The following is a 16,770-nucleotide window of genomic DNA, read 5'->3' as shown; positions in this document are numbered from 1 at the left end:
CCATGAGCAAGATCCTTATCCGTGGCGCGAAGGTACTCGGCGGCGAGGCGCAGGACGTCCTGATCGACGGCGAGACCATCGCCGAGGTCGGGCAGAACCTGTCCGCCGAGGGCGCGACCGTCATCGAGGCCGCGGGCCAGGTCCTCCTCCCCGGCCTCGTCGACCTGCACACCCACCTGCGCGAGCCCGGCCGCGAGGACTCCGAGACCGTCCTGACCGGCACCCGCGCCGCCGCCTCCGGCGGATACACCGCCGTCTTCGCCATGGCGAACACCTTCCCGGTCGCCGACACCGCCGGCGTCGTCGAGCAGGTCTGGCGCCTGGGCAAGGAGTCCGGCTACTGCGACGTGCAGCCCATCGGCGCCGTCACCGTCGGCCTGGAGGGCAAGCAGCTCTCCGAGCTGGGCGCCATGCACGAGTCCGCCGCCCGCGTCACCGTCTTCTCCGACGACGGCAAGTGCGTGGACGACGCGGTGATCATGCGCCGCGCCCTGGAGTACGTGAAGGCCTTCGGCGGCGTCGTCGCCCAGCACGCCCAGGAGCCCCGGCTGACCGAGGGCGCCCAGATGAACGAGGGCGTCGTCTCCGCCGAGCTGGGCCTCGGCGGCTGGCCGGCCGTCGCCGAGGAGTCGATCATCGCCCGCGACGTCCTGCTCGCCGAGCACGTCGGCTCCCGCGTCCACATCTGCCACCTCTCCACGGCCGGCTCCGTCGAGATCGTCCGCTGGGCCAAGTCCCGCGGCATCGACGTCACCGCCGAGGTCACCCCGCACCACCTCCTGCTCACCGACGAGCTGGTCCGCTCCTACAACGCGGTCTACAAGGTCAACCCGCCGCTGCGCACCGAGCGCGACGTCACGGCCCTGCGCGAGGCGCTCGCCGACGGCACGATCGACATCGTCGCCACCGACCACGCCCCGCACCCGCACGAGGACAAGGACTGCGAGTGGGCCGCCGCCGCCATGGGCATGGTCGGCCTGGAGACCGCGCTCTCCGTCGTCCAGCAGACGATGGTGGAGACCGGACTGCTCGACTGGGCGGGCGTCGCCGAGCGGATGTCCTTCGCCCCGGCGCGCATCGGCAGCCTGGAGAACCACGGCCGCCCCGTCTCGGCAGGTGAACCCGCGAACCTGACCTTGGTCGATACCTCGTACCGTGGTGTCGTGGACCCCGCACACTTCGCCTCCCGCAGCCGCAACACGCCTTACGAGGGCCGTGAGCTGCCGGGTCGCGTCACTCACACCTTCCTGCGGGGCCGGGCAACGGTCGTGGACGGGAAACTGGCGTGACACCTGCAGTAATCCAACTGGCCGCCGAGGCTGCCGAACGACAGTCGGCGGAGGTGACCAGCGTCGGCGCCCGCGTCGCGTGGGTGATCGGCCTGGCCGTCTTCATCGCGTTCGTGTACTGGCTGATGCGGCAGGGCTGGAAATGGCGCGGCGCTCTGCAGAACGATCTGCCGGAGCTGCCCGCCGCGCCCGACGGTCTCCCCGCGCACCGGCTGGCCCTGACCGGCCGGTACCACGGGTCCACCACCGCCGGGCAGTGGCTCGACCGGATCGTCGCCCACGGGCTGGGCCTGCGCAGCCGGGTCGAGCTCACGCTCACCGACGCGGGCCTCGACGTGGTCCGTCCGGGGGCCGGCGACTTCTTCGTACCGGCCGCGCAGCTGCGCGGCGCCCGCCTCGACAAGGGAATCGCGGGCAAGGTACTCACCGAGGGCGGTCTGCTCGTCGTCACCTGGGCGCACGGTGACAAGCTGATCGACTCCGGATTCCGCTCCGACCGCGCGGCCGAGCACGCCGCCTGGGTCGAGGCGATCAACCTCATGAACTCATCCGACTCATCCATCACGACGGAAGGCGCCGAACGATGACGACCTCCACCAGGGGAGCAGCCAAAACTCCCGCCGTACTTGTCCTGGAGGACGGTCGGATCTTCCGCGGCCGCGCCTACGGCGCCCACGGGGAGACCTTCGGCGAGGCCGTGTTCTCCACCGGCATGACCGGCTACCAGGAGACCCTCACCGACCCGTCGTACCACCGCCAGGTCGTGGTGATGACCGCCCCGCACGTGGGCAACACCGGCGTCAACGACGAGGACCCCGAGTCCTCCCGCATCTGGGTGTCCGGCTACGTGGTGCGCGACCCCGCCCGCGTCCCCTCCAACTGGCGCTCCCAGCGGTCGCTGGACGAGGAGCTGGTCGCGCAGGGCGTCGTCGGCATCTCCGGCGTCGACACCCGCGCCCTGACCCGCCACCTGCGCGAGCGCGGCGCCATGCGCGTCGGCATCTTCTCGGGCAACGCGGTCGCCGAGGACGGGCTGCTGCTCGCCAAGGTCCGCCAGGCCCCCGAGATGAGCGGCGCCGACCTCTCCGCCGAGGTCGCCACCAAGGAGACGTACGTCGTCCCCGCCATCGGCGAGAAGAAGTTCACCGTGGCCGCCGTGGACCTCGGCATCAAGGGCATGACCCCGCACCGGATGGCCCAGCGCGGCATCGAGGTGCACGTGCTGCCCGCCACCGCCACCCTCGAGGACGTGTACGCGGTCGACCCGGACGGCGTGTTCTTCTCCAACGGCCCCGGCGACCCGGCCACCGCCGACCACGCGGTCTCCGTCATGCAGGGCGTCCTCGCCCGCAAGACGCCGCTCTTCGGCATCTGCTTCGGCAACCAGATCCTGGGCCGCGCGCTCGGCTTCGGCACCTACAAGCTGAAGTACGGCCACCGCGGCATCAACCAGCCGGTGCAGGACCGCACGACCGGCAAGGTCGAGGTCACCGCGCACAACCACGGCTTCGCCGTCGACGCGCCCCTCGACAAGGTCTCCGAGACCCCCTACGGCCGCGCCGAGGTCTCCCACGTCTGCCTGAACGACAACGTCGTGGAAGGCCTCCAGCTGCTCGACCAGCCGGCCTTCAGCGTCCAGTACCACCCCGAGGCCGCCGCGGGCCCGCACGACGCCGCGTACCTCTTCGACCGTTTCACGTCTTTGATGGACACCGCCCTGATGGAGGCCGAGCGTGCCTAAGCGCACCGATATCCAGTCCGTCCTGGTCATCGGCTCCGGCCCGATCGTCATCGGCCAGGCCGCCGAGTTCGACTACTCCGGCACCCAGGCCTGCCGCATCCTCAAGGCCGAGGGCCTGCGGGTCATCCTGGTGAACTCCAACCCGGCGACGATCATGACCGACCCGGAGATCGCCGACGCCACGTACGTCGAGCCGATCACTCCCGAGTTCGTCGAGAAGATCATCGCGAAGGAGCGCCCCGACGCGCTGCTTCCCACGCTCGGCGGCCAGACCGCGCTCAACACCGCCATCTCCATGCACGAGCAGGGTGTGCTGGAGAAGTACGGCGTCGAGCTCATCGGCGCCAACGTCGAGGCCATCAACAAGGGCGAGGACCGCGACCTCTTCAAGGGCGTCGTGGAGGCCGTGAAGGCCAAGATCGGCTACGGCGAGTCCGCGCGCTCGGTGATCTGCCACTCGATGGACGACGTCATCGCGGGTGTCGACACCCTCGGCGGCTACCCCGTCGTCGTGCGCCCCTCCTTCACCATGGGCGGCGCCGGTTCCGGCTTCGCCCACGACGAGGACGAGCTGCGCCGCATCGCCGGCCAGGGCCTGACGCTCTCCCCGACCACCGAGGTGCTCCTGGAGGAGTCCATCCTCGGCTGGAAGGAGTACGAGCTGGAGCTGATGCGCGACACCAAGGACAACGTGGTCGTCGTCTGCTCCATCGAGAACTTCGACCCGATGGGCGTCCACACCGGCGACTCGATCACCGTCGCCCCGGCGATGACGCTGACCGACCGCGAGTACCAGCGGCTGCGCGACATCGGCATCGCGATCATCCGCGAGGTCGGCGTCGACACCGGCGGCTGCAACATCCAGTTCGCGATCGACCCGGCCGACGGCCGCGTCATCGTCATCGAGATGAACCCGCGCGTCTCGCGCTCCTCGGCGCTGGCCTCGAAGGCGACCGGCTTCCCGATCGCCAAGATCGCCGCCAAGCTGGCCATCGGGTACACCCTCGACGAGGTCCCCAACGACATCACCGAGAAGACCCCGGCCTCCTTCGAGCCGTCCCTCGACTACGTCGTCGTCAAGGCCCCGCGCTTCGCGTTCGAGAAGTTCCCGCTCGCCGACGCGACCCTCACCACCACCATGAAGTCGGTGGGCGAGGCCATGGCCATCGGCCGCAACTTCACCGAGGCGCTCCAAAAGGCCCTGCGCTCCCTGGAGAAGAAGGGCTCGCAGTTCACCTTCGTCGGCGAGCCCGGCGACAAGGCCGAGCTCCTCGCCACCGCCGTGCGCCCCACCGACGGCCGCATCAACACCGTCATGCAGGCCATCCGCGCGGGCGCCACCCAGGAGGAGGTCTTCGAGTCCACGAGGATCGACCCCTGGTTCGTCGACCAGCTCTTCCTCATCAAGGAGATCGCCGACGAGCTCGCCGCCGCCGAGAAGCTCGAGCCCGAGCTGCTCGCGGAGGCCAAGCGCCACGGCTTCTCCGACGCCCAGATCGCCGAGATCCGCGGCCTGCGCGAGGACGTCGTCCGCGAGGTCCGCCACGCGCTCGGCGTCCGCCCGGTCTACAAGACGGTCGACACCTGCGCCGCCGAGTTCGCCGCGAAGACCCCGTACTTCTACTCCTCCTACGACGAGGAGTGCGAGGTCGCCCCGCGCGAGAAGCCCGCGGTCATCATCCTGGGCTCCGGCCCGAACCGCATCGGCCAGGGCATCGAGTTCGACTACTCCTGCGTCCACGCCTCCTTCGCGCTCAGCGACGCGGGCTACGAGACCGTGATGGTCAACTGCAACCCGGAGACCGTCTCCACCGACTACGACACCTCCGACCGCCTGTACTTCGAGCCGCTGACGCTCGAGGACGTGCTGGAGATCGTCCACGCCGAGACGCTGGCCGGCCCCATCGCCGGTGTCATCGTCCAGCTCGGCGGCCAGACCCCGCTCGGTCTCGCCCAGGCGCTCAAGGACAACGGCGTGCCCGTCGTCGGCACCTCCCCGGAGGCCATCCACGCCGCCGAGGACCGCGGCGCCTTCGGCCAGGTCCTCGCCGACGCCGGACTGCCCGCACCCAAGCACGGCACCGCCACCACCTTCACGGGTGCGAAGGCCATCGCCGACGAGATCGGCTACCCGGTCCTGGTCCGCCCCTCGTACGTGCTCGGCGGCCGCGGCATGGAGATCGTCTACGACGAGACCCGGCTCGAGGCGTACATCGCCGAGTCCACCGAGATCTCCCCGACCCGCCCCGTACTGGTCGACCGCTTCCTCGACGACGCGATCGAGATCGACGTCGACGCCCTCTACGACGGCACCGAGCTCTACCTCGGCGGCGTCATGGAGCACATCGAGGAAGCCGGCATCCACTCCGGCGACTCGGCCTGCGCCCTGCCCCCGATCACCCTCGGCGGCTTCGACATCAAGCGCCTGCGCGCCTCCACCGAGGCCATCGCCAAGGGCGTCGGCGTACGCGGTCTGATCAACATCCAGTTCGCGATGGCGGGTGACATCCTCTACGTCCTGGAGGCCAACCCCCGCGCCTCCCGGACCGTCCCCTTCACCTCGAAGGCGACCGCCGTCCCGCTCGCCAAGGCCGCCGCCCGCATCTCGCTCGGCACCACCATCGCCGAGCTGCGCGCCGAGGGCCTGCTGCCCAGGACCGGCGACGGCGGCACCCTGCCGATCGACGCGCCGATCTCCGTCAAGGAGGCCGTGATGCCGTGGTCGCGCTTCCGCGACATCCACGGCCGCGGCGTGGACACCGTCCTGGGACCCGAGATGCGCTCCACGGGCGAGGTCATGGGCATCGACGCCGTCTTCGGCACCGCCTACGCCAAGTCCCAGGCCGGCGCCTACGGCCCGCTGCCCACCAAGGGCCGCGCCTTCATCTCCGTCGCCAACCGCGACAAGCGCTCGATGATCTTCCCGGCCCGCGAGCTCGTCGCCCACGGCTTCGAGCTGATGGCCACCTCCGGCACGGCCGAGGTCCTGCGCCGCAACGGCATCAACGCCACCGTCGTGCGCAAGCTCAGCGAGGGCGAGGGCCCCGACGGGGAGAAGACCATCGTCCAGCTGATCCACGACGGGCAGGTCGACCTGATCGTCAACACCCCGTACGGCACCGGCGGCCGCCTCGACGGCTACGAGATCCGCACGGCGGCCGTGGCACGCGGCGTCCCGTGCCTGACCACGGTCCAGGCCCTCGCCGCTGCCGTCCAGGGCATCGAGGCACTGGGCCACGGCGGCGTGGGCGTCCGCTCCCTCCAGGAGCACGCGGAGCACCTCACCGCCGCCCGCGACTGACAGCCCGGACAGCCCGGATGACACGGGGAGGGGGACACCGGTTTCACGACGGTGTCCCCCTTTCCATGAGCGCAGAGGGATCCTCTCGACGATGTACAAACTCTTCTTCAACCTGGTCTTCAAGCGCATGGACCCGGAGCGGGCCCACTACATGGCCTTCCGCTGGATCCGCCTCACCGCCCGCACGCCGGTGCTGCGCACCTTCGCGGCTGCCTGGCTCGCCCCCCGCCACAAGGAGCTGCGCACCGAGGCCCTGGGCCTGCGGATGCACGGTCCCTTCGGCCTCGCGGCCGGCTTCGACAAGAACGCCGTCGCCATCGACGGGATGTCGATGCTCGGCTTCGACCACATCGAGATCGGCACCGTCACCGCCGAGGCGCAGCCGGGCAACCCGAAGAAGCGGCTGTTCCGGCTGGTCCCGGACCGCGCGCTGATCAACCGGATGGGCTTCAACAACGAGGGCTCGGCGGCCGTCGCCGCCCGCCTGGCCGCCCGTACGCCCGTCTTCAAGACGGTCGTCGGCGTCAACATCGGCAAGACCAAGGTCGTGCCCGAGGAGGAGGCGGTGGCGGACTACGTGGCCTCGACCGAGCGCCTCGCCCGGCACGCCGACTACCTCGTCGTGAACGTCTCCTCGCCGAACACCCCCGGACTGCGCAACCTCCAGGCCACGGAGTCGCTGCGCCCGCTGCTGTCGGCCGTGCGCGAGGCCGCGGACCGGGCGGTCGCGGACCGCCGGGTCCCGCTGCTGGTCAAGATCGCCCCGGACCTCGCGGACGAGGACGTCGACGCGGTCGCCGACCTGGCCCTGGAGCTCGGCCTGGACGGCATCATCGCGACGAACACCACGATCGCCCGCGAGGGCCTCGGGCTGACCTCCTCGCCCGAGCTGGTCAAGGAGACCGGCGGGCTGTCCGGCGCCCCGGTCAAGGAGCGCTCCCTGGAGGTCCTGCGCCGCCTGTACGCCCGCGTGGGGGACCGGCTGGTCCTCGTCGGCGTCGGGGGCATCGAGAACGCCGAGGACGCCTGGCAGCGGATCCTGGCGGGCGCGACGCTGATCCAGGGCTACAGCGCCTTCATCTACGAGGGCCCGTTCTACGCCCGGTCCCTCCACAAGGGCCTGGCGGCGCGCCTGGCCAACAGCCCGTACGCGACGCTCGCCGAAGCGGTGGGCGCCGAGACCCGAAAGGCCGCCAAGTGAGCACTGTGACCCCGTTCGGCACCCGCCTCCGCGAGGCGATGGACTCCCGCGGCCCGCTGTGCGTGGGCATCGACCCGCACGCGGCGCTGCTGGCCCAGTGGGGCCTGGACGACGACGTGGCGGGCCTGGAGCGCTTCTCGCGGACGGTCGTCGAGGCGCTGGCGGACTCGGTGGCGGTCTTCAAGCCGCAGGCGGCCTTCTTCGAGCGGTTCGGCTCGCGGGGTGTCGCGGTGCTGGAGCAGACGGTCGCGGACGCCCGCGCCGCGGGCGCGCTGGTCGTGATGGACGCGAAGCGCGGGGACATCGGCTCGACCATGGCCGCGTACGCCTCCGCCTTCCTGGACCCCGCCTCCCCGCTCTTCTCCGACGCGCTGACGGTCTCCCCGTACCTGGGTTACGGCTCGCTGGAGCCCGCAGTGGCGCTGGCGCGCCGCTCGGGGGCGGGGCTCTTCGTGCTGGCCCTGACCTCGAACCCGGAGGGCGCCGAGGTCCAGCGAGCGGTCCGCGCGGACGGCCGGTCGGTGGGGGCGACGATGCTGGCGCACCTGGCGGCCGAGAACGAGGGCGCCGGGCCGATGGGTTCCTTCGGGGCCGTGGTCGGCGCCACGCTGGGCGACCTGTCCTCCTTCGACCTGGACATCAACGGGCCGCTGCTGGCGCCGGGGATCGGCGCGCAGGGCGCGACGGCGGCGGACCTGCCGGCGGTGTTCGGCAAGGCCGTGCGCAACGTCGTGCCGAACGTGTCGCGGGGCGTGCTGAAGCACGGTCCGGACGTCGCGGCCCTGCGGGCGAGTGCGGGCGCTTTCGCGGAGGAGATCCGCGCCGCGGTGTCCGCCTGAGAGCGTGACGTGCATCACTGACATCACCGCGCGCACGGGGAACTCCGGAAGCTTTGACGAAATTCGAACGGCTTTCACCGGACAAAACAGGGGTGTTTTGTCCGTGATGTACGGTTCAGTGGAGGCTGACCAGGACTTTTCGTCCGTTCTCGCTGACTGGAGCGGTCATGGCCGCTAGTCTCCGAGCAGAGTGAACGAGCAGCGAACGAGCAATACCGCTGTTCGGGACCTCGCCAGGTGTGGTGCCCTTGGGCTTCCACACCGGTCCGTATCCGACAGTTCGACATCCGAGGTGACGTAGGCGTGGCTCTTCCGCCCCTTACCCCTGAACAGCGCGCAGCCGCGCTCGAAAAGGCCGCCGCGGCTCGCCGGGAGCGGGCCGAGGTGAAGAATCGACTCAAGCACTCCGGCGCCTCCCTCCAGGAGGTCATCAAGACGGGCCAGGAGAACGACGTCATCGGAAAGATGAAGGTCTCCGCCCTGCTGGAGTCCCTGCCTGGCGTGGGCAAGGTGCGCGCCAAGCAGATCATGGAGCGCCTCGGCATCTCCGAGTCCCGGCGTGTCCGAGGTCTCGGCTCCAACCAGATCGCCTCTCTGGAGCGTGAGTTCGGCACTCCTGCCGGCTGACGCGTCGCCCGGAGTTCTTCCGGCGTTCTCAGGCAGTCTCTGGAACCTGGATAATCGCTCTATGGCAGCAGAGGTTCGTCCGCGGCTGACCGTGCTCTCCGGCCCTTCGGGTGTCGGTAAGAGCACGGTCGTCGCGCATATGCGCAAGGTTCACCCCGAGGTCTGGCTCTCGGTGTCGGCCACCACCCGCAAGCCGCGGCCCGGTGAGCGACACGGAGTCCACTACTTCTTCGTCAACGACGACGAGTTCGACAAGCTGATCGCCAACGGCGAGCTGCTGGAGTGGGCCGAGTTCGCGGGCAACCGCTACGGCACACCGCGCGGCGCGGTGCTGGAACGCCTCGACAAGGGCGAGCCGGTCCTGCTGGAGATCGACCTCCAGGGCGCACGGCTCGTCCGCGAGTCGATGCCCGACGCCCAGCTGGTCTTCCTGGCTCCGCCGAGCTGGGACGAGCTGGTCCGCCGGCTCACGGGCCGGGGCACGGAATCGGCCGAGGTCATCGAGCGCAGGCTCGGGGCGGCCAAGACCGAGCTCGCTGCCGAATCCGAGTTCGACACCACCCTTGTCAACACCTCCGTCGAGGACGTAGCACGTGAGCTGCTAGCCTTGATGAACGTTGTCTGATCGTCGATCGCTGTTTCTGAGCCGATCGGTCACCATCTGATCGGCAGCGATCTTTTTCCCATCTTCGGAAGGTAGAGCGTGTCCTCTTCCATTACTGCGCCCGAGGGCATCATCAACCCGCCGATCGACGAGCTGCTCGAGGCCACGGACTCGAAGTACAGCCTCGTGATCTACGCGGCCAAGCGCGCGCGTCAGATCAACGCGTACTACTCGCAGCTCGGTGAGGGCCTGCTCGAGTACGTCGGCCCGCTGGTGGACACCCACGTCCACGAGAAGCCGCTTTCGATCGCGCTGCGCGAGATCAACGCGGGTCTGCTGACCTCCGAGGCCATCGAGGCCCCGGCTCAGTAAGGCACCGGCATTCCTTTCGCCACAGGCCCGGCAGACCATCTGCCGGGCCTGTGGTGTGTCATGGGTACTGTCGGGCCTGTCCGGGCCGGGTCGAGCTCGGTCGAGGCGGTCGAAGGGATGTGTACGGATGGGTAAGCCCAAGGTCGTGCTGGGGGTGAGCGGCGGGATCGCCGCCTACAAGGCGTGCGAGCTGCTGCGCCGGCTGACCGAGTCCGGGCACGAGGTGCGGGTGGTGCCCACGGCGGCTTCCCTGAACTTCGTCGGCGAGGCCACCTGGGCCGCGCTCTCGGGGAACCCCGCCTCCACGGAGGTGTGGGAGACCGTCCACGAGGTGTCGCACGTGCGCATCGGGCAGTCCGCCGACCTCGTCGTGGTCGCCCCGGCCACCGCCGACATGCTGGCCAAGGCCGCCCACGGGCTGGCCGACGACCTGCTCACCAACACCCTGCTCACCGCCCGCTGCCCGGTGGTCTTCGCCCCCGCCATGCACACCGAGATGTGGGAGCACCCGGCCACCCAGGAGAACGTCGCCACGCTGCGGCGCCGCGGGGCCGTGGTCATCGAGCCCGCCGTCGGCCGGCTGACCGGCAAGGACACCGGCAAGGGCCGGCTGCCCGACCCCGAGGAGATCTTCGAGGTGTGCCGGAGCGTCCTGGCCCGCGGAGCGGCCGGGCCGGACCTCGCCGGACGGCACGTGGTGATCAGCGCGGGCGGCACCCGCGAACCCCTGGACCCCGTCCGCTTCCTCGGCAACCGCTCCTCCGGCAAGCAGGGGTACGCCCTGGCCCGCACCGCCGTGGCGCGCGGCGCCCGGGTCACCCTGGTCGCGGCCAACACCGCGCTGGCCGACCCGGCCGGGGTGGACGTCGTACGCGTGGGGACGGCCGTGCAGCTGCGCGAAGCGGTCCTCGAGGCGGCGGCGGACGCCGACGCCGTGGTGATGGCGGCGGCCGTGGCCGACTTCCGGCCCGCCGTGTACGCGGGCGGGAAGATCAAGAAGAAGGACGGGGAGGAGCCGGCGCCGGTCGCCCTCGTGCGCAATCCGGACGTCCTCGCCGAGATCTCGGCCGACCGGACCCGGGAGGGGCAGGTCGTGGTGGGATTCGCCGCCGAGACCGACGACGTCCTGGCGAACGGCCGCGCCAAGCTCCTGCGCAAGGGCTGCGATCTCCTCGTCGTCAACGAGGTGGGCGAGACCAAGACCTTCGGTTCGGAGGAGAACGAAGCTGTGATCCTGGCCTCGGACGGCTCGGAACTTCCCGTGCCCTACGGTCCGAAGGAAGCCCTCGCGGAACTGGTGTGGGACCAGGTGGGAGCGCGACTGCCGGCGCGACGCGCCTGACGCACTTCCCTTCTCCTTGCCGGGTCCGTGCGCCAGAATGGAGTGCCGCAGGTCACACGCCTCCCATAAGGCGAGACGGGTGGACCGGCGAACGGTGGCAACCGATAAACTGCATTCGGAACGTGATCAGGCGCAGCCTCTGGTGTGGTTCCAACAAATGATCAGCCAGCAGCCGCTGCAACCCCAGGGAGCGTTGTGTCCCGTCGTCTGTTCACCTCGGAGTCCGTCACCGAGGGCCACCCTGACAAGATCGCTGACCAGATCAGCGACACGATCCTCGACGCCCTCCTCACCGAGGACCCCACCTCGCGTGTCGCCGTGGAGACCCTCATCACCACGGGTCTCGTGCACATCGCGGGAGAGGTGACGACGAAGGCCTACGCGCCGATCGCGCAGCTCGTCCGCGACAAGATCCTCGAGATCGGCTACGACTCCTCGAAGAAGGGCTTCGACGGCGCGTCCTGCGGCGTCTCGGTGTCCATCGGCGCGCAGTCCCCGGACATCGCGCAGGGCGTCGACACCGCGTACGAGAAGCGGGTCGAGGGCGACGAGGACGAGCTCGACAAGCAGGGCGCCGGCGACCAGGGCCTGATGTTCGGCTACGCCTGCGACGAGACCCCCGAGCTGATGCCGCTGCCGATCCACCTGGCGCACCGGCTCTCCAAGCGGCTCTCCGAGGTCCGCAAGAACGGGACCATCCCGTACCTGCGCCCCGACGGCAAGACCCAGGTCACCATCGAGTACGACGGCGACAAGGCCGTCCGCCTCGACACCGTGGTCGTCTCCTCGCAGCACGCCTCGGACATCGACCTGGACTCGCTGCTCGCTCCCGACATCCGCGAGTTCGTCGTCGAGCACGTGCTGGCCCAGCTCATCGAGGACGGCATCAAGCTGGACACCGAGGGCTACCGCCTGCTGGTGAACCCGACCGGCCGCTTCGAGATCGGCGGCCCGATGGGCGACGCCGGCCTGACCGGCCGCAAGATCATCATCGACACGTACGGCGGCATGGCCCGCCACGGCGGCGGCGCCTTCTCGGGCAAGGACCCGTCGAAGGTCGACCGCAGCGCCGCGTACGCGATGCGCTGGGTCGCCAAGAACGTGGTCGCCGCCGGTCTCGCCTCGCGCTGCGAGGTCCAGGTCGCGTACGCCATCGGCAAGGCCGAGCCCGTCGGCCTGTTCGTCGAGACCTTCGGCACCGCCAAGGTCGACACCCAGAAGATCGAGGACGCCATCGGCGAGGTCTTCGACCTCCGCCCGGCCGCGATCATCCGCGACCTCGACCTGCTGCGCCCGATCTACGCCCAGACCGCCGCCTACGGCCACTTCGGCCGCGAGCTGCCGGACTTCACCTGGGAGCGCACCGACCGCGTCGACGCGCTGCGCGCGGCCGCCGGTCTCTAGGCACCACCGCTCGTCACGGACGGCCCCGGACCCAGCGGTCCGGGGCCGTCCGCATGCCTGCCTGTCAGTGGTCTTTGGTAAGAATGCTGATGTGAGCAGCGCGAACGATCCCCCGCCGGAGCAGCTGGCGCTGATCCGGGAGATGGTCGCCGAGGCGAAGGCCAAGGCGCCCAAGGCGAAGCCCCGCACCTGGCGCGGCGCCGCCCTCGCCGAAGAGCTCCCCGTCGCGCGGATCCTCGTGAACAAGGGCGTGCTCCACCTCGACCAGCTCTGGGACTACGCCGTCCCCGCCGAGCTCTCGGAGGCCGCGCAGCCCGGCGTCCGCGTCCGGGTCCGTTTCGGGGCCGGCTCCCACCAGGTGCACGGCGGCCGCCGCGAGGGCGGCGGCCTCATCGACGGCTTCATCGTCGAACGGCGCGCCGAGTCCGACTACAACGGGGCGCTGGCCGCCCTCGCCCACGTCGTCTCGCCCGAGGTGGTCCTCGGCCCGCGCATGCTGGCCCTGGCCCGGGCCGTCGCCGACCGGTACGCGGGCAGCCTGGCCGACGTACTCCAGCTCGCCCTGCCCGCGCGGAGCGCCCGCGCCGAGTCCAAGCCCTCACCCGAGCCGCTGCCCCCGCCCGCCGCGCCCGAGCCCGGCGGCTGGCAGCGCTACGGCTCGGGGCCCGCCTTCCTGCGCGCCCTCGCCACCGGCGGCACCCCGCGCGCCGTCTGGACCGCCCTGCCCGGCCCCGGCTGGGCCGACGAGCTGGCCCGCGCCATGGCCGCCACCCTCGCCTCCGGCCGCGGTGCCCTCGCCGTGGTGCCCGACGGGCGCACGGCCGCCCGTGTGGACGCGGCGCTCACCGCCCTGCTCGGCGAGGGACGGCACGCGCTGCTGACCGCCGAGTCCGGGCCGGAGAAGCGCTACCGCCAGTGGCTCGCCGTGAGCCGGGGCTCGGTGCGGGCCGTCGTCGGCACCCGCGCGGCGATGTTCGCCCCCGTGCGCGACCTCGGGCTGGTCGCGGTCTGGGACGACGGGGACTCCAGCCACAGCGACGACCGCGCCCCCTTCCCGCACGTCCGCGAGGTCCTGGAACTGCGCGCGGTCACCGACGGCTGCGGGTTCCTGGCGGGGAGCACGAGCTGCACCGTCGAGGCCGCCCAGCTGGTCGAGTCCGGCTGGGCGCGGCCGCTGGCCGCGGACCGGGAGACGGTGCGCCGGTGTGCCCCGCGGATCCGGACGGTGGGCGACGAACTGCTGGCCCGCGACGAGGCGGCGCGGGCCGCGCGCCTGCCGAGCCTGGCGTGGGAGACCGTACGGGAGGGGCTCAAGACCGGGCCCGTACTGGTCCAGGTGCCGCGGCGCGGCTATGTGCCCCGGCTGGCGTGCGAGCGCTGCCGTACGCCGGCCCGCTGCACGGCCTGCGCCGGGCCGCTCGAGGCCCCCGACGCGCGGGACCTGCACTGCGGCTGGTGCGGGCGGCCCGAGCCGTCCTGGCACTGCGAGGAGTGCGGGTCCTTCCGGCTGCGGGCCCAGGTGGTCGGCGCGCGGCGGACCGCCGAGGAGCTGGGCCGGGCCTTCCCGGCCGTGGCCGTACGGACGTCCGGGCGGGACCACGTCCTGGACGAGGTGCCCGACCGGCCGGCGCTGGTGGTGAGCACCCCCGGGGCGGAACCGGTCGCGGCGGGCGCCGGGTACGCGGCGGCGCTGCTGCTCGACGGCTGGGCCATGCTGAGCCGGCCCGACCTGCGGGCCGGCGAGGACGCGCTGCGCCGCTGGATCGCGGCCGCCTCGCTGGTACGGGGGGAGGGGCAGGTCGTCGTGGTCGCGGAGCCGACGCTGCGGCCGGTGCAGGCGCTGGTGCGGTGGGACCCGGTGGGGCATGCCGTGCGGGAGCTCGCGGAGCGGTCCCAGCTCGGGTTCCCGCCGGTGTCCCGGATGGCGGCCGTGGCCGGCCGGGGCGAGGCCGTGGAGGCCTTCCTGGCCGGGGCCGGACTGCCGCCGGACGCCGAGATCCTGGGGCCGGTGCCGCTTCCGGGGCGGCGGGGCGAGGCGTCGCCGGGGGAGCGGGCGCTGGTACGGGTGCCGCCGGGGAGCGGGGCGGCGCTGGCCGCGGCGCTGAAGGCCGCGCAGGCGGCGCGGATGGCCCGGGGGGTTCCGGCGGCGGAGGCGGTGCGGGTCAGGATCGACCCGGCGGACATCGGCTGACGGGCGGGGCCGGTGGTGCTGCTGGTTCCGCTGCGCGGGGAGGGGGGAGGCCCCGCGCAGCGGAACGGGCCTGTCGTCGGGGGTCGGCGGACCGGCGGCAGGCGGGGTCAGCCGTTGCGGGGGCCCGGGAAGGCCGGGGAGCGGGGGGCCGTCACGGCCTGGGACTCCTCGCGCAGCGGCTGCGGCGGGACCGAACGGGCGGCCGGGATCGTCGGCAGCGGGCCCATGGTCCGGGTGGTCGTCCCCTCGGCCGGCGGCTCCACGGCCTCGGCGGCCTGCGCGCGCCGCGCACCGTAGCGCCGGTGCACGGCCTGCTTGGTGACGCCCAGCGCCGAACCGACCGCGTCCCAGGAGAAGCCGAGTGAGCGGTCGAAGTCCACGGCGGCGGTGACCAGCGTCTCGACGCTGTCCCGCAGTTCCTGGGCGAGGCGGACGGTGGGCGCGGGCGCCCGGCCGTAGACGACGAAACCCGTGGAGGGACCGGAGCGGCGCGGGCGGTACACGTTGCCGAGCTGGGCGGTGAGCGTACGCAGGGCATCCACTTGCCGGCGAACCCGCTCGATGTCCCGCACCAGCAGGTGCAGGCTGGCCCGGGCTTGGGCGTCGTGGGTGGCGTGGTCGGCCATGAAGAAGCCTCTCGAACCGGTGCTGAAGGGCGGATCGGGCCGCAGAAACCGTTCGCGAACGCGGCCCGTTTTGGTCAATCTCTTTTGACCAACGCGCCACCTGGCGCGCAGGTCACGCTCTGGGGGCGTGTCGGCATATGCGAGAGGCGCGTGGGTGTGCGTACGCCCCCTGTCGGCCGCGGGTGGGGCGTCCGGGCCGTGCCCCATAGACTGGTGCGCTGCTGACAGCCGAGATAGCGAGGTAGGACCCAGTGAAGCTCGTCTTCGCAGGCACCCCCGAGGTCGCCGTGCCCGCCCTGGACGCCCTCATCGCCTCCGGGCGGCACGAGGTCGCGGCCGTCGTCACCCGGCCCGACGCTCCCGCCGGCCGCGGGCGCCGGCTCGTCGCCAGCCCGGTCGCCGAGCGCGCCGAGGAGGCGGGCATCGAGGTGCTCAAGCCCGTCCGGCCGCGCGACCCCGATTTCCAGGACCGGCTGCGCGCGATCGACCCGGACTGCTGCCCGGTCGTCGCGTACGGGGCGCTGATCCCCAAGAGCGCCATCGAGATCCCCCGGCACGGATGGGTCAACCTGCACTTCTCGCTGCTGCCCGCGTGGCGCGGTGCGGCGCCCGTGCAGCACTCGATCATGGCGGGGGACCAGCTCACGGGCGCCTCCACCTTCCAGATCGAGGAGGGCCTGGACTCCGGCCCGGTCTACGGGATCCTGACCGAGGAGGTCCGCGCGACCGACACCAGCGGAGACCTGCTGACCCGGCTGGCCTTCGCCGGCGCCGGACTGCTGGCCGCCACCATGGACGGCATCGAGGACGGCACCCTGCGCGCCGTCGGGCAGCCCGCCGACGGGATCTCCCTCGCGCCCAAGATCACGGTGGAGGACGCCCGGATCGACTGGACCGCCCCGGCCATGCGCGCCGACCGCGTCGTACGCGGCTGCACGCCGGCGCCGGGCGCGTGGACCGTCTTCCGCGGGGAGCGCCTCAAGCTGATCTCGGTGGGCCTGGTGCCGGACCGCACGGACCTGGCGCCGGGCGTGCTGGCCCCGGCGAAGAACAACGTCTACGTCGGCACCGGCTCGCACGCGGTGGAGCTGCTGTGGGTCCAGCCCCAGGGCAAGAAGCCGATGCGCGGCGCCGACTGGGCCCGCGGGGTGCGGATCGCTCCCGGCGAGCGCGTCGGCGGCACGGACGTAGGCTGAATCCGCCCCGAGCGGTTCCCGTACCTCCAGCACTCCC

At 71.8% G+C, this 16,770-nt stretch carries 14 protein-coding genes; 13 read left to right on the top strand and 1 reads right to left on the bottom strand.

Annotation, left to right across the window (positions count from 1 at the left end; genetic code table 11):
- The first annotated feature begins 2 nt into the window (after positions 1-2).
- The 12 genes from ACTVZO_RS08830 to ACTVZO_RS08775 all read left to right on the top strand — a co-directional run bounded on the left by ACTVZO_RS08830 (position 3) and on the right by ACTVZO_RS08775 (position 14,911).
- Positions 3-1,289, top strand: coding sequence for a dihydroorotase (locus ACTVZO_RS08830; protein ID WP_443297860.1), 1,287 nt, complete (start codon positions 3-5; stop codon positions 1,287-1,289).
- Entirely contained in the window at positions 1,286-1,876 is a 591-nt protein-coding gene (locus tag ACTVZO_RS08825) for a PH-like domain-containing protein (protein ID WP_361764789.1), read from the top strand. The genes ACTVZO_RS08830 and ACTVZO_RS08825 overlap by 4 nt, the downstream gene beginning before the upstream one ends.
- Positions 1,873-3,030 (top strand): glutamine-hydrolyzing carbamoyl-phosphate synthase small subunit, encoded by a 1,158-nt coding sequence (carA, locus tag ACTVZO_RS08820; protein WP_443297859.1) that lies wholly within the window; start codon positions 1,873-1,875, stop codon positions 3,028-3,030. Before ACTVZO_RS08825 ends, carA begins: the two co-directional genes overlap by 4 nt.
- On the top strand, positions 3,023-6,331 hold the full coding sequence (carB, locus tag ACTVZO_RS08815) for a carbamoyl-phosphate synthase large subunit (RefSeq protein ID WP_443297858.1): 3,309 nt from the start codon (positions 3,023-3,025) through the stop codon (positions 6,329-6,331). Before carA ends, carB begins: the two co-directional genes overlap by 8 nt.
- Positions 6,332-6,422: 91 nt before the next feature.
- Positions 6,423-7,532, top strand: a complete 1,110-nt coding sequence (locus tag ACTVZO_RS08810) for a quinone-dependent dihydroorotate dehydrogenase (protein WP_443297857.1) — start codon at positions 6,423-6,425, stop codon at positions 7,530-7,532.
- A complete protein-coding gene (gene pyrF / locus ACTVZO_RS08805; protein WP_443297856.1) occupies positions 7,529-8,371 on the top strand; it encodes an orotidine-5'-phosphate decarboxylase in 843 nt (280 codons plus the stop codon). The genes ACTVZO_RS08810 and pyrF overlap by 4 nt, the downstream gene beginning before the upstream one ends.
- A gap of 303 nt (positions 8,372-8,674) precedes the next feature.
- Positions 8,675-8,998 (top strand): integration host factor, encoded by a 324-nt coding sequence (locus tag ACTVZO_RS08800; RefSeq protein WP_008740406.1) that lies wholly within the window; start codon positions 8,675-8,677, stop codon positions 8,996-8,998.
- A 61-nt stretch (positions 8,999-9,059) separates the two neighbouring features.
- Positions 9,060-9,623 (top strand): guanylate kinase, encoded by a 564-nt coding sequence (gene gmk, locus ACTVZO_RS08795; RefSeq protein WP_443297855.1) that lies wholly within the window; start codon positions 9,060-9,062, stop codon positions 9,621-9,623.
- Between the two features lie 78 nt (positions 9,624-9,701).
- A complete protein-coding gene (gene rpoZ, locus ACTVZO_RS08790) occupies positions 9,702-9,974 on the top strand; it encodes a DNA-directed RNA polymerase subunit omega (RefSeq protein WP_004948662.1) in 273 nt (90 codons plus the stop codon).
- A gap of 127 nt (positions 9,975-10,101) precedes the next feature.
- Entirely contained in the window at positions 10,102-11,316 is a 1,215-nt protein-coding gene (coaBC, locus tag ACTVZO_RS08785) for a bifunctional phosphopantothenoylcysteine decarboxylase/phosphopantothenate--cysteine ligase CoaBC (protein ID WP_443297854.1), read from the top strand.
- 195 nt (positions 11,317-11,511) lie between these two features.
- Positions 11,512-12,720, top strand: a complete 1,209-nt coding sequence (gene metK, locus ACTVZO_RS08780) for a methionine adenosyltransferase (protein WP_443297853.1) — start codon at positions 11,512-11,514, stop codon at positions 12,718-12,720.
- 91 nt (positions 12,721-12,811) lie between these two features.
- Positions 12,812-14,911, top strand: a complete 2,100-nt coding sequence (locus ACTVZO_RS08775) for a primosomal protein N' (protein ID WP_443297852.1) — start codon at positions 12,812-12,814, stop codon at positions 14,909-14,911.
- Between the two features lie 107 nt (positions 14,912-15,018).
- Here the strand turns inward: ACTVZO_RS08775 and ACTVZO_RS08770 are convergent, their stop codons facing one another.
- A complete protein-coding gene (locus ACTVZO_RS08770; RefSeq protein ID WP_443297851.1) occupies positions 15,019-15,537 on the bottom strand; it encodes a hypothetical protein in 519 nt (172 codons plus the stop codon).
- Positions 15,538-15,788: 251 nt separating this feature from the next.
- Here ACTVZO_RS08770 and fmt point away from each other — a divergent pair, with 251 nt between their 5' ends.
- A complete protein-coding gene (gene fmt / locus ACTVZO_RS08765; RefSeq protein WP_443297850.1) occupies positions 15,789-16,733 on the top strand; it encodes a methionyl-tRNA formyltransferase in 945 nt (314 codons plus the stop codon).
- Positions 16,734-16,770 lie beyond the last annotated feature (37 nt).

Origin of the sequence: Streptomyces sp. IBSNAI002 (genome assembly GCF_052244475.1) — a bacterium.
In the GTDB taxonomy this organism is placed as follows: domain Bacteria; phylum Actinomycetota; class Actinomycetes; order Streptomycetales; family Streptomycetaceae; genus Streptomyces.
Note: the sequence above shows the minus strand (reverse complement) of the source record. Positions and strands in the feature narration are given on the sequence as shown.

Coding starts and splice junctions, on each gene's coding strand:
- ACTVZO_RS08770 (WP_443297851.1), bottom strand. CDS start 15,537: ATGGCCGACCACGCCACCCACGACGCCCAAGCCCGGGCCAGCCTGCAC.
- ACTVZO_RS08830 (WP_443297860.1), top strand. CDS start 3: ATGAGCAAGATCCTTATCCGTGGCGCGAAGGTACTCGGCGGCGAGGCG.
- coaBC (WP_443297854.1), top strand. CDS start 10,102: ATGGGTAAGCCCAAGGTCGTGCTGGGGGTGAGCGGCGGGATCGCCGCC.
- carA (WP_443297859.1), top strand. CDS start 1,873: ATGACGACCTCCACCAGGGGAGCAGCCAAAACTCCCGCCGTACTTGTC.
- gmk (WP_443297855.1), top strand. CDS start 9,060: ATGGCAGCAGAGGTTCGTCCGCGGCTGACCGTGCTCTCCGGCCCTTCG.
- ACTVZO_RS08810 (WP_443297857.1), top strand. CDS start 6,423: ATGTACAAACTCTTCTTCAACCTGGTCTTCAAGCGCATGGACCCGGAG.